General features: G+C 69.5%; 12 protein-coding genes. 8 read left to right on the top strand and 4 right to left on the bottom strand.

From position 1 onward, the window contains the following. Positions 1-87: 87 nt before the first annotated feature. The 3 genes from QOM21_RS34335 to QOM21_RS34325 form a co-directional block, all read right to left on the bottom strand. Positions 88-669 carry a hypothetical protein gene (locus QOM21_RS34335; protein ID WP_407554987.1) on the bottom strand — a complete coding sequence of 194 codons (582 nt, stop codon included), beginning with the start codon at positions 667-669 and terminating at the stop codon, positions 88-90. 149 nt (positions 670-818) lie between these two features. Then, entirely contained in the window at positions 819-1,379 is a 561-nt protein-coding gene (locus tag QOM21_RS34330; protein ID WP_407554985.1) for a DinB family protein, read from the bottom strand. A 57-nt stretch (positions 1,380-1,436) separates the two neighbouring features. Beyond that, positions 1,437-2,594: an ROK family protein gene (locus QOM21_RS34325; RefSeq protein ID WP_407554984.1), complete on the bottom strand. Its 1,158-nt coding sequence runs from the start codon at positions 2,592-2,594 to the stop codon at positions 1,437-1,439. A 151-nt stretch (positions 2,595-2,745) separates the two neighbouring features. Here QOM21_RS34325 and QOM21_RS34320 point away from each other — a divergent pair, with 151 nt between their 5' ends. The 8 genes from QOM21_RS34320 (at position 2,746) to QOM21_RS34285 (ending at position 10,698) form a co-directional block, all read left to right on the top strand. After that, complete coding sequence (locus QOM21_RS34320; protein ID WP_407554982.1) at positions 2,746-3,663, top strand: carbohydrate ABC transporter permease; 918 nt, start codon at positions 2,746-2,748, stop codon at positions 3,661-3,663. A gap of 78 nt (positions 3,664-3,741) precedes the next feature. Further along, positions 3,742-4,713 carry a carbohydrate ABC transporter permease gene (locus tag QOM21_RS34315; protein WP_407554980.1) on the top strand — a complete coding sequence of 324 codons (972 nt, stop codon included), beginning with the start codon at positions 3,742-3,744 and terminating at the stop codon, positions 4,711-4,713. Between the two features lie 17 nt (positions 4,714-4,730). Then, entirely contained in the window at positions 4,731-6,113 is a 1,383-nt protein-coding gene (locus tag QOM21_RS34310; RefSeq protein ID WP_407554978.1) for an ABC transporter substrate-binding protein, read from the top strand. A 68-nt stretch (positions 6,114-6,181) separates the two neighbouring features. Continuing rightward, positions 6,182-7,384 (top strand): Gfo/Idh/MocA family protein, encoded by a 1,203-nt coding sequence (locus tag QOM21_RS34305; RefSeq protein WP_407554976.1) that lies wholly within the window; start codon positions 6,182-6,184, stop codon positions 7,382-7,384. Between the two features lie 253 nt (positions 7,385-7,637). Then, positions 7,638-7,955, top strand: coding sequence for a hypothetical protein (locus QOM21_RS34300; RefSeq protein ID WP_407554974.1), 318 nt, complete (start codon positions 7,638-7,640; stop codon positions 7,953-7,955). Between the two features lie 243 nt (positions 7,956-8,198). Further along, positions 8,199-9,011, top strand: coding sequence for an alpha/beta fold hydrolase (locus QOM21_RS34295; protein ID WP_407554972.1), 813 nt, complete (start codon positions 8,199-8,201; stop codon positions 9,009-9,011). Then, positions 9,011-10,264, top strand: coding sequence for a PP2C family protein-serine/threonine phosphatase (locus QOM21_RS34290; RefSeq protein WP_407554971.1), 1,254 nt, complete (start codon positions 9,011-9,013; stop codon positions 10,262-10,264). The genes QOM21_RS34295 and QOM21_RS34290 overlap by 1 nt, the downstream gene beginning before the upstream one ends. After that, positions 10,261-10,698, top strand: a complete 438-nt coding sequence (locus QOM21_RS34285) for an STAS domain-containing protein (RefSeq protein WP_407554969.1) — start codon at positions 10,261-10,263, stop codon at positions 10,696-10,698. The genes QOM21_RS34290 and QOM21_RS34285 overlap by 4 nt, the downstream gene beginning before the upstream one ends. A gap of 10 nt (positions 10,699-10,708) precedes the next feature. Here the strand turns inward: QOM21_RS34285 and QOM21_RS34280 are convergent, their stop codons facing one another. Then, complete coding sequence (locus QOM21_RS34280) at positions 10,709-11,590, bottom strand: SigB/SigF/SigG family RNA polymerase sigma factor (protein WP_407554968.1); 882 nt, start codon at positions 11,588-11,590, stop codon at positions 10,709-10,711. Between the last annotated feature and the right edge of the window lie 45 nt (positions 11,591-11,635).

Below are 11,635 nucleotides of genomic sequence, written 5' to 3'. Positions count from 1 at the left end.
CGACGCGCCCGGCACCGCAAGGCGTCCTGGCGTGAGGGCCGCCTGCCGCTGCGGTTCCGCAGCACGGCCGACGGCCCTCCGCGGCGGTCAGCCGACCTTCTTCCACTCCTCGCAGCCGTTGGTCTCGAAGATCTCGCCCTTGTTGATGGTGACGCGAGCCGGACCTTGCGGGGTGCCGTTGGCGATGATGCTGTCCAACTCCCCGGAGCTGTCCTTGTTCCGCGCCCAGTAGCACAGCGGGATGTCCGAGTCGGAGGGGCCGCCGGTCCGGTAGGTACCGGCGTCGACGTCCTCCCCGACGAGATAGCTGCCCTGACTGACGGTGGCCTCGGGGGCATCCTTCTTCGGCGGTTCGGCCTTCTTCTGCTCGGCGGGCTCGGCCTTCGTCTTCGGTCTGCCGGAAGCGGCCTTCTCCGTCTTCGGCGCCGCGGCATCCGCGGTGACGGTGACGGTCACCGTGGGGGCCGGCTCGGCCTTGACCTTCGTCCCGGCGTTCTCGCTGCCGCCGCCGGCCGCCACTCCGACACCGAAGACCAGGAGCGCGCCGACGACGCCCGCCGCGACCTTGCGGGCGGTGTGCTTCTTGGGCGGTTGCGGCTGGTACGGGTGCGGACCGAACGGCGAGGGCGGCTGACCGAAGGGCGACGTGGGCTGATGCGGATGCGACATGGATGCCCCCCAAGCAATGTGATGGTGGTGTGAAGACAGCCACTCGCCGTTGAAGGTTGTACGGCATTCGGCGCCGCTACGGGACGGCACGATCGGCTAGGGCCGATCCCGCCTGAGCCGCCGCCGGCGGATGCGAACACCGGCCCTCCTCACTGCCCCACCCGTCCGTCGACGCACTCGCGCAACAGGTCGGCATGCCCGCAGTGACGGGCATACTCCTCGACCCTGTGCACCATCAACTCCCGGACCGCGATCCCCTCCTTCCCCAGACGTTCACTCAGATCCGGGTGCTCGGCCAGCGCCGCGTCGGTCGCTGCCTGCTCGCGCGCCAGATCGAAGTACGCGGCGTCGACCTCGGCCTGATCGGCGACGGCTCCCTCGAAGTCCGCGTCACGCTCGCCGTAGAGCTTCGGCACCGGGTCACCGTCACCGATCCAGTTGCGCCAGTCCCGCTCCACCTCGACGAGGTGCCGAACCAGGCCGAGCAGCGACATCGTCGACGGCGGAACCGAACGGCGGGCCAGCTGCTCCGCATCCAGGCCCTCGCACTTCATGCGCAGGGTCATGCGGTGGCTCGACAGGAATTCCTGCAGCGTCGCAAACTCGCCGTCCGGGCTGCTTCCTTCGCCGTGGCGAGGGTCGTCGTCCGGGTCGGTCCACATGTCGGGGTAGACGGTCGCCTGGGTCCATCGCGCGGGTTCGTCACTCATGCGCCGCATGGTCGCCCCTCACGGCCCGGCCCCGCCAGCGCTTTTCGGCGGCGGGACTCACCCGCCGTCCCGGCCGCCCAGAACGAGGACCTGGATGGCCAGTACCGCGGCGCCGCGGGCCCAGTCGTGGAAGTCGGAAACCTTGGTTTCGAGGTCGAGCGGGCGCGCTGCGGGGTGGCGGTGCGCGGCGAGGGCCGTGGAGACGGTGTCGGCGGCGGCGTCCATCAGACCTACGCCCTCGCCGGCGAGCAGAACCTTCTCGGGGAGCGCGAAGTTGGCGATGTTCGCGAGGAGAATGCCCAGCGCCCGGCCCGCTTCGGCGATGACGCGGGAGGCCAACGGCTCTCCGGAGCGCGCGAGTTCGAGGATGGTCTCATACGGGATCCGGGTGCCGGTGGCGGCCTGCACCTGGTATTCGATGCCGGGGATGGACAGCATCGAGACCGCACTGCCGCGCTGCCCCTCGGGGGTGAGAGGGCCGGCGGGGTCGATGATCCAGTGCCTGCCGAGGCCGTACCCCTCGTCGACGGAGCGGACCGGCGTGCCCCCGATGACCAGGCCGTAGCCGATGCCGGCGCCGAGTGTGAGCACGGCGAACCGGTCGAGTCCGCGGCCGGCCCCGAACCACGTCTCCGACTCGACCAGCGCGGCCACGTCGTTCTCGACGATGACGGGCAGCTTCGTACGCCGCTCCAGCAGTTCCGCGAAGGGCACCTCCTGCCAGCCGAGGAACAGGGACTCCGCGACGACGGAGCGGTCGCGCACCCGGCCGCCGACGCCGACGCCGATACCCGCCAACCGCGGGTGATCGCGGGCGAGTTCCTCGACCAGAAAACCCGCGAGCTCGGCGACGGCCGCCGGGTCGCGGTCGGTGAGGGGGCGTGTCTCGCGGCGGACCACACGACTCTTGAGGGTGGTCACCACTCCGTACAGCGCGTCGTCGGTGATCTTCAGCCCGACGAAGTGCCAGGGTCCTTCGACGATGTCCAACGGCTGACCCGGCCTGCCCTGCGCCGGAGGTGCGGCCTCGGCCGGCACCTCCACCAGCAGACCCGCGTCGATCAGAGGTTTCGCGAGCCGGGTGAGGCTCGCTCCGGACATACCGAGCCGGCGGGCCACGGCGCTGCGCGAGAGGGGGCCGCCGGTCAGGACCTCGATGGCCACCGCGCGCTCCGCGGGGCTCAGGGGACGCCAGCTCGGGGTCGGGACGCTCATGACGAGGAGAGTAGCGCCCCACGGCCAAAACTTCTATGCGGAAGTAAATGCCGGGAGACTTCAAACAATATTGATCGGAAACCCCCTCTTGACCGTCGATTAACTTCCCCACAAAAGTAAGTGGCGCCCAGACGGACGAAGGGGCCCGCTCATGACCATCTCCTCAGCACGCCCGGCCGCACCCGCCGCGGCCACGGAACGCCGCGGCGACGGCCGCACCGCCGCACTCTTTCTCGCACCTGCGCTGTTCGGTTATCTCGCCTTCCTGCTCTGGCCGACCCTGCGCGGGATCTACCTCAGCTTCACGGAGTTCAGCCTGCTGGGCGCAGCCCGGTGGACCGGGCTCGACAACTACCGGCGGATGATCGGCGACCCCGTCTTCTGGGACTCGCTGGGGGTCACCGTCCAGTACGTCGTCATCAACATCGGCGTGCAGACGGCCGTGGCACTGCTGATCGCCGTGCTGATGCACCGCCTGACCCGCTCCACCTTCCTGCGCGGCGTGGTGCTCGCCCCGTACCTCGTGTCGAACGTCGTCGCCGGCATCGTCTGGCTGTGGATCCTCGACACCCGCCTCGGCATCGGCAACGAGGTGCTGGAGTGGCTGGGCGTCGGACGGATCCCGTTCCTCGCCGACGCGGACTGGGCGATCCCGACCATCGCGCTCATCAACGTCTGGCGGCACGTGGGCTACACCGCGCTACTGATCTTCGCCGGTCTGCAGTCGCTGCCGCAGTCGGTGTACGAGGCGGGGCGGATGGACGGCGCGAGCGAGGGGCGGCTGTTCCGCTCGGTGACCGTGCCGCTGCTGCGACCGGTCCTGGCGCTGGTGCTGATCATCACCATGATCGGCTCGTTCCAGGTCTTCGACACGATCTCCGTCACCACCAGGGACGGCGGCCCGGCGGGCGCGACGAACGTCCTCCAGTTCTACATCTACGACCTGGCCTTCGGGCGGCTGCAGTTCGGCTACGCCTCCGCCCTCTCGGTCGCGCTGATGCTGCTGCTCGCCGTGATCACGCTGGTCCAGTACCGGCTGATGCGAGCCGGCCGCTCCGACCTCGACTGAGCGTTCCGGGACCGCATTCCACGTCCGCGCATTCGCCACACCACGCATTCCGGCACCGATCAGGAAAGGGGAATCCCGATGGCGGCAACCGCGCCACCGGTCGCCAGGACCGCAGCGCACGACTCCGTGCGCAGCGGCGGCGACGAACCACCCCACCGCAGGCCCCGCAAGCGACCGCTCCCCTCCCCCGGCAGGGTGCTCGCCTGGGTCGCGATGGGCGCGATCGTCGTCCTCACGCTCTTCCCCTTCTACTGGATGCTGCGTACGGCGTTGTCGACAAACGCGGCGCTCCCCGGCGGTGCGGCGTCCGCGCTGCCGGTCGAGCCGAGTGCGGGCGGTTTCCTGCGGGCGCTCGGACTGCAGAGCACGAAGGAGGCGCTGGCCGAGGGCGGCGCCGGCGGATCGCTCGACTTCTGGCGCTATCTGCTCAACTCGGTGTGCGTCTCGACGCTGATCACCGTGTGCCAGGTGCTGTTCTCCGCGATGGCCGCCTACGCCTTCGCACGGCTGCGCTGGCGCGGCCGGGACAAGGTGTTCGGCTTCGTGCTCGCGGGGCTGATGGTGCCGCCGGTGTTCACGCTGCTGCCGAACTTCGTCCTCATCAAGGAACTCGGCCTGGTGGACACGCTGCTCGGAGTCGCCATGCCGACGATGTTCATGACGCCGTTCGCGGTGTTCTTCCTGCGGCAGTTCTTCCTCAACATCTCCCGTGAGGTGGAGGAGGCCGCACTGCTGGACGGCGCCGGGAAGATTCGGGTGTTCTTCCGGATCATCCTGCCGATGGCTTCCGGGCCGGTCTCGACGCTGTGCATCCTCACGTACCTCACCGCGTGGAACGACTACTTCTGGCCGCTGATGGTCTCCTACAGCGACAGCTCACGGGTGCTCACCGTCGCGCTCAGCGTCTTCCGTTCGCAGGACCCGCAGTCCGGTACGGACTGGGCGGGCCTGATGGCGGCCACGGTCATCGCCGCGCTGCCGATGATCGTGCTCTTCGGTGTGCTGGCGCGGCGCGTCCTCAACTCCATCGGCTTCAGCGGGATCAAGTGAACGGGAGCGCAGATCGGATGAGAAGAGCCGTACGGAAGGCGCGGACCGCCGCGGTGCTGGGCACGGCCTGTCTGCTGGCAGCCGCCGGCACCGGCTGCGCACCGCAGACGGCCCGGAGCGCGGCGGAAGGACGCACCGTGACGTACTGGATGTGGGATGCCAACCAGCGGCCCGCGTACGAGGAGTGCGCGAAGTCCTTCGAGCGGGAGAACCCCGGGCTGACGGTGCGGATCACCCAGATCGGCTTCGACAACTACTGGACGAAGCTGATGGCGAGCTTCCTCTCGGGCACCCAGCCGGACGTCTTCACCAACCACCCGGCCAAGTACCCGCAGTTCGCGAAGCTGGGGGTACTGAGCCCCCTGGACGAACTCGGCCCCACCGCGCATCTTCGCTCCGGCGACTACCAGCCAGGGCTCGCGGACACCTGGATCGGGCAGGACGGGCACCGCTACGGCGCGCCGAAGGACTGGGACACGGTCGGTCTCTTCCACGACCGCAAGGTCACACGAAAGGCAGGGCTCAGCGAGAAGGAGCTCAACTCGCTGTCGTGGAACCCGCGCGACGGCGGCAGTTTCGAGAAGGCCCTCGCCCGGCTGACGGTGGACGCCGACGGCCGGCGCGGCGACCAGCCCGGCTTCGACAAGAGCCGGGTGGTGCGCTACGGGCTGGCGACGAACGACGCGGGCACCGCCGACGGGCAGACCCAGTGGAGCGCGTTCACCGGATCGGCCGGCTGGCGGTACACGGACCGTCCCACATGGGGCCGACACTACAACTACGACCAGAAGACCTTCCAGGAAACCATCGGCTGGTATTTCGGGCTGGCCAAGAAGGGCTACATGGCTCCCTTCGAGGTCTTCTCCGACTCCAACCCACCCGAGGCCCAGCTCGGGTCGGGGCAGGCGGCGCTTGCCCTGAGCGGCTCATGGATGACCCGTACCTTCGACGATCTCAAGGGGGTGGACACAGGGATCGCGCTCACCCCCAAGGGCCCGAGCGGCAAGCGTGCCTCGATGATGAGCGGGCTCGCCGACTCGGTGACGAAAAAGGCGCGGAACAAGCAGGACGCGGCGAAGTGGGTGGCGTTCCTCGCGTCCGACACGTGCCAGCGGATGGTCGGCGAGGACTCGACGGTCTTCCCCGCCACCCGCAAGGGCACCGAGGCCGCCATCGCGGGCCACCGCAGGCGGGGGCTGGACGTGTCCGCCTTCACCCGGCAGGTCGAGGACCGGACCACCTTCTCCTTCCCGGTCACCGACCACGCCTCCGACATCACCTCGATCATGACGCCGGTCATGCAGGACGTGTACGCCAACGACGCGCCGCTGAGCACCCTCACCGAGGCCAACCGGCAGATCAACTTCCTTTTCCAGCAGGACAAGCAGCACCGCCGGTAGAGCACGCACGCCCGGCAGGCGGGCGCGGCGGGCACGGCACTCGCTCACACACCCAGAGAGGTTTTCCCATGTCCTTCTCCCTCGGCATCGTCGGCGCCGGGCAGTTCGCCGAGCAGTTCGCGAAGCTGTTCCAGCTGCACCCCGGTGTCGGTCCGATCCACGTCACCGATCTGCTGCCCGACCGCGCGGGACACCTGGTGGCGAGCCACGGCCTCGCGGGAACGGCGGCGTCCTTCGAGGAGCTGCTGGCGTCCGACGTCGACGCGGTGGCGCTGTTCACCCAGCGCTGGACGCACGGACCGCTCGCCGTACAGGCATTGCGAGCGGGCAAGCACGTGTACTCCGCCGTCCCGATGGCCGTCTCCGAGGAGGAGATCGCCGCGATCATCGAGGCGGTACGGGAGACCGGCCTGACGTACATGATGGGCGAGACCAGCCACTACAACCCGGCGACGGTCTACGCCCGGCAGCAGTTGGAGAACGGCGCGTTCGGCAGGGTCTTCTACGCCGAGGGCGACTACGTCCACGACATGGATCTGGGCTTCTACGACGCGTACCGATACAGCGGTGGCGAGAACTGGAAGGCCACCGCCAGCTATCCGCCGCTGCTGTACCCGACGCACTCCATCGGCGGGGTGCTCGGCGCATGGCAGACGTACGCGACGAGCGTGAGCGCCATCGGCGTCGTGGACCAGCGCGGGGACGGCGTGTTCGACACCGAGGTGAGCCAGTTCGGCAATGACCTGTCCAATGCCACCGCGCTGTTCGAGGTCGCGGGCGGCGGATCGTTCCGGACGAACGAGTTCCGGCGCGTCGGCTACCCCTGCCACCTCCGGGAGTCCCGGTTCCGCTTCTTCGGCACAGAGGGCAGCTTCGAGCAGCTGGCCACGGTCAGCCTGTGGCAGGACAAGAAGGGAGTGACGGATGTGTCGCAGCACCTCCAGGCCCGGCCCACTCTGCCGTCCGACGACCCGTCGCTCGCGGAGGTGGCGCCGGCGCTACGGGACGCGTTCGTGTCGGGCACCGCACCGGTGCACGAAGCCGCCCGGACGCGGCTGCCGCGCGAGTTCGCGCACGCCCCCAACGGTCACGAGGGCAGCCACCATTTCCTCGTCGACGACTTCGTGACCGCCGTCAACAAGAGCGTCCTGCCGTCCGTGAACGCCTGGACGGCCGCCCGCTACACGCTCCCCGGGGTGATCGCACACGAGTCGGCGCGGCGTGACGGCGAGCGGCTGCCCATCCCCGACTTCGGCAACCCGCCGCACTGATCCTCCGGGGCGGCTTCCGGGCAGTCGCCGCGGGCCCCGCCCCCGAATCACGGGTGAACGCGGCTCCCGCCTTCACTCGGCTCCTCCTTCACGCGGCGCCTCCTGCAGAGCCTCCCTTGCAGAAGGCGCCGCGCCATGTCCGGTCTGCCCCGCCGAAATCGGCAGGCACTCGCCCGGCCGCCGTTTCCTGAGCGATGCTGAGGGCTGACCGAGGACCGTCCACCTGCCCGAAGAGGGCGAAGGAGCGCATGACGTGACCGAGCTGACCGAGCGGACGCAAGCCCCGTACCTGGCCGAGGCATTTCTCCGCGACGGCCACTGGCACCTGCGGGTGACCAACTGCGCCGACGCCCCCGAGGTCGCCGATCTCGAAGGGCTCACCGTCACGCTGGGGCCCACCGACGAGGACGGTTTCCCCGAGGCGTCTCTCAACAGCCGGCTGGCCGAGAGCGGCTTCACGCTCGCACCGCCCGAGCACTCAGGACCGGCCGTCGCGGGCGAATGGCAGCGTGCCGACGAGGACCAGCCGTGGACCGCCGGCTGCTATCCGCTTCCGGACGGAGCTGCCTGACTCTCCGGCGGCGCGAGGGGTGAAACCGCAGCTTGCCGGCACCGTCGGCCACCGCAGGACTCCAGCTGCACAAATGCCCAATGTCTGCCACGGCCACGATAGATTTACTTATCAATGGAGGGCAGGTAATCTTCCTTCGTCCCTGAGCTGAGATCGCCTGCCGGCACCACCGGAACAGCCACCGGCGACCAGGGGCGCACCCATTGAATCGCGTCGAGTGAACGTCGAAGGAACAGGGTCACGATGAGCAGCAGCGCAGTTCGCGACAGGCACCACGTCGTGGAGATCGGGCCCGAGGACGGGCCCGTGGTGATGCTCGCGCACGGCTTCGGCTGCGATCAGAACATGTGGCGGCTGGTGGTCCCGGAGCTCGCCCAGCGATTCCGGGTGGTCCTGTTCGATCACGTCGGCTCCGGCCGCTCGGACCTCTCGGCCTGGCAGGAGGAGCGATACTCCTCCCTCGACGGCTACGCGGACGATGTACTGGAGATCTGCCGCGAGCTGGACCTGCGCGAGGTGGTCCTCGTCGGACACTCGGTGAGCGCCATGATCGGAGTGCTGGCGGCCAACCGTGAACCGGACCGGTTCGCCAAGCTGGTGCTGCTCACTCCCTCCCCCTGCTACATCGACGACGACGGATACCGCGGCGGCTTCAGCCGTGAGGACATCCACGAGCTGCTGGAATCCCTGGACAGCAACTACCTCGGCTGGTCCGCCGCGATGGCACCGGTGATCATGGGCAACCCCGAGCGCCCCGAACTCGGGGCGGAGCTGACGAACAGCTTCTGCGCCACCGATCCCCGGATCGCCCGCGTCTTCGCCCACACCACCTTCCTGTCCGACAACCGGGCGGACCTGGCCGAGGTCACCGTCCCCACCCTCATCCTGGAGTGCGCCGACGACGCCATCGCGCCCCCCGAGGTCGGTGCGTACGTTCACGCGGAGATTCCCGACAGCCAACTGCTGACCTTGGCTGCCACGGGGCACTGCCCCCAGCTCAGCGCCCCGGAAGCCACCAGCGCCGCCATCGCGTCCTTCGTCACGGCATCCCGGTGATGTCCATCACCGGCCAGTCGTCCGACCCTCCCGACCCCAGCGCGGAGAGCGGCGGACAGGACGCGGCGTTCTCCTCACTGCTGGAGGACAGCGCCGAGGACCTCTACGAGAACGCCCCGTGCGGCTACCTGTCCACGCTGCTCGACGGAAAGATCGCGAAGGTCAACACCACGCTGCTGACCTGGCTCGGCCACACCCGCGAGGAGTTGATCGGCCGCCGCAGCTTCGCGGACCTGCTGACCATCGGCGGCAGGCTCTATCACGAAACGCACTTCGCGCCGCTCCTGCGGATGCAGGGCGAGATCAACGGCATCGCCCTGGAGCTCAAGACCGCCGACGGCACCCGGCTGCCGGTACTGGTGTCCTCCACCCTCAAGACCGGCACCGACGGCCAGCCCCTGCTGGTCCGCACCACGATCTCCGACGCCCGCGACCGCCGCGCCTACGAGACGGAACTCCTGCGCGCCCGGCAGGAATCCGACCGCGAACGCGAACGCCTCCAGCGCGTGGTCGCGACGCTCCAGCACAGCCTGCTGCCGCCGTCCCTGCCCCGAGTACCCGGGCTCCTGGCCTCCGCGCACTACCACACCGCCTCCCCCGACCACCTCGGCGGCGACTTCTACGACCTGTTCCCCCTGGGCGGCGGAAGCTGGGGCTTCTTCCTCGGCGACGTATGCGGCAAGGGGCCGGCCGCGGCGGCTGTCACCTCGCTGACCCGCTACACCCTGCGCACCGCCGCGACCCACGACCACGACCCCGTGGCCGTCCTGAACACGCTGAACACGGCGCTGCACGAGCACTACGCCGGGGACGACCCGCGCTACTGCACGGTCATCTTCGGCGTGCTCTCGCCCCTCGGCGACGGCTTCACCGTGACCATCGGCAGCGGTGGCCATCCGCCCCTGCTGCACCTGCGCGCCGACGGGAGCGCCGACTATCTGCCCACTCCCGGCGGGCTGCTGGTGGGCGCCCTCCCGCAGGCCAGGTTCACCACCGCGAGCACCCGGCTCGCACCGGGCGACACCCTCCTGCTGTATACGGATGGACTGACCGAGGCACGCACCGGGGCAGGGACGGCGCGCTTCGGGGACGAAGCGTTGCACTCCTTCGCGAACGAACTGGCCCCCGCCGTCCCCGAGGCGGCCACCGCCGCCATCGCCACCCTGCTGGAGAGCTTCGGCGGCGGACTGGACGACGACGCCGCCGTCCTCGCGCTCGGTGTGCCGGCCACGACGACCGAAGAGATGGAATGAGCGCACTGACCATCACCACCCGCGAGACCGCCGCAGGCCCGGTGCTGGAGGTCGCCGGCGGCCTGGACTACGACACCGCTCCCCATCTCCGCGGCGCCCTTCAGCGCGTCGCCCTGTCTCCCGGGCACCTGCTGGTGCTGGACCTGGCCGACTGCGCGTTCTGCGACTCCAGCGGCGTCAGCGCCTTCCTCGCGGCCCGCAACAGGGCCCTGGCCTGCGACGCCGACATCGCTCTCGCCGGCGTTCCCGCGGCCATCTCCCGCACGCTCCGCACCGTCGGCCTCGACCAGGTCTTCTCGTGCCACCACGACGCCGAGGCAGCCGCTGCCGCCTGGGCGTCACAGTCCAAGGGCTGCGCACCGGGCGCGCTCGGGGGCATCCTCGGTCCGAGCGACACCCCCGCCCCGGAAAAACAGGTATCGGGCTCTCGCTGAGCCGGTCACCTCACTCGGTGGTGAGCATCGCGGAGCGCAGCTGGTCAAGGCAGCGGGACAGCAGGCGGGAGACGTGCATCTGGGAGATGCCCATCGCCTCCCCGATCCGGGCCTGGGTCATCTCCTGGCCGAAGCGCATTTCCAGGAGCTGCCGTTCGCGTTCTTCGAGGCGGTCGAAGTAGGGCTTGAGCGCGTACAGGTCCTCGAAGAGGCTCATGTCCTTGTCGCACTCCCCCAGCAGGTCCGCGACGGGCGCCTCGTTGCCGCCCTCGTCGTCGATGGGCGCGTCGATGGAGGCGGCGTTGTAGCCGTTGGCGGCGACCTGCCCCTCGACGACCTCCGCCTCGGTGATGTCCAGGTGCTCGGCGAGTTCGGCGACCTTGGGCTCCCGGCCCAGGTCGTTGACCAGCTTCTCCGTCGCGCGGGCGAGATCCACGCGCAGCTCCTGGAGCCGTCGGGGCACCCGCACGTCCCAGGTGGTGTCGCGGAAGAACCGCTTCATCTCGCCGGTGATGTAGGGGATGGCCAGGGTGGTGAACTCCACCTCGCGGGACAGGTCGTAGCGGTCGATGGCCTTGATCAGACCGATCGTGCCGACCTGCATGAGATCTTCCATCTCCTCGCCGCGGCTGCGGAAGCGCCGGGCCGCGAACCGCACCAGCGACAGGTTGATCTCGATGAGGGTGTTGCGCGCGTACTGGTACTCGTGCGTCCCCTCCTCAAGTGTCTCCAGCCGCTGGAAGAAGAGCTGCGTCAGGTCGCGGGCATCGCCCGGGGCGACGCTCTGCGGGTCCTCGACGACGGGGAGCGGGGCGCCCTCGGCATGAGGCGCGGCAGGGGTGGCCTCCGTGCCCTGCACGATGTCAGCTGCCGATGCGGCGGTCGCGCCCATGTCCTTCTCCTACTCGTGCCGGTGGAGCCCTTGCTGGAGGAGAGC

It is taken from the genome of Streptomyces sp. Pv4-95 (assembly GCF_045782725.1).
In the GTDB taxonomy this organism is placed as follows: Bacteria; Actinomycetota; Actinomycetes; order Streptomycetales; family Streptomycetaceae; genus Streptomyces.
This window is presented reverse-complemented; position numbering and strand designations above follow the sequence as displayed.

Bases quoted from the DNA above. Each gene is read 5' to 3' on its own strand.
- QOM21_RS34335 (WP_407554987.1), bottom strand. From the start codon at position 669: ATGTCGCATCCGCATCAGCCCACGTCGCCCTTCGGTCAGCCGCCCTCG.
- QOM21_RS34330 (WP_407554985.1), bottom strand. From the start codon at position 1,379: ATGAGTGACGAACCCGCGCGATGGACCCAGGCGACCGTCTACCCCGAC.
- QOM21_RS34325 (WP_407554984.1), bottom strand. From the start codon at position 2,594: ATGAGCGTCCCGACCCCGAGCTGGCGTCCCCTGAGCCCCGCGGAGCGC.
- QOM21_RS34320 (WP_407554982.1), top strand. From the start codon at position 2,746: ATGACCATCTCCTCAGCACGCCCGGCCGCACCCGCCGCGGCCACGGAA.
- QOM21_RS34315 (WP_407554980.1), top strand. From the start codon at position 3,742: ATGGCGGCAACCGCGCCACCGGTCGCCAGGACCGCAGCGCACGACTCC.
- QOM21_RS34310 (WP_407554978.1), top strand. From the start codon at position 4,731: ATGAGAAGAGCCGTACGGAAGGCGCGGACCGCCGCGGTGCTGGGCACG.
- QOM21_RS34305 (WP_407554976.1), top strand. From the start codon at position 6,182: ATGTCCTTCTCCCTCGGCATCGTCGGCGCCGGGCAGTTCGCCGAGCAG.
- QOM21_RS34295 (WP_407554972.1), top strand. From the start codon at position 8,199: ATGAGCAGCAGCGCAGTTCGCGACAGGCACCACGTCGTGGAGATCGGG.
- QOM21_RS34290 (WP_407554971.1), top strand. From the start codon at position 9,011: ATGTCCATCACCGGCCAGTCGTCCGACCCTCCCGACCCCAGCGCGGAG.
- QOM21_RS34285 (WP_407554969.1), top strand. From the start codon at position 10,261: ATGAGCGCACTGACCATCACCACCCGCGAGACCGCCGCAGGCCCGGTG.
- QOM21_RS34280 (WP_407554968.1), bottom strand. From the start codon at position 11,590: ATGGGCGCGACCGCCGCATCGGCAGCTGACATCGTGCAGGGCACGGAG.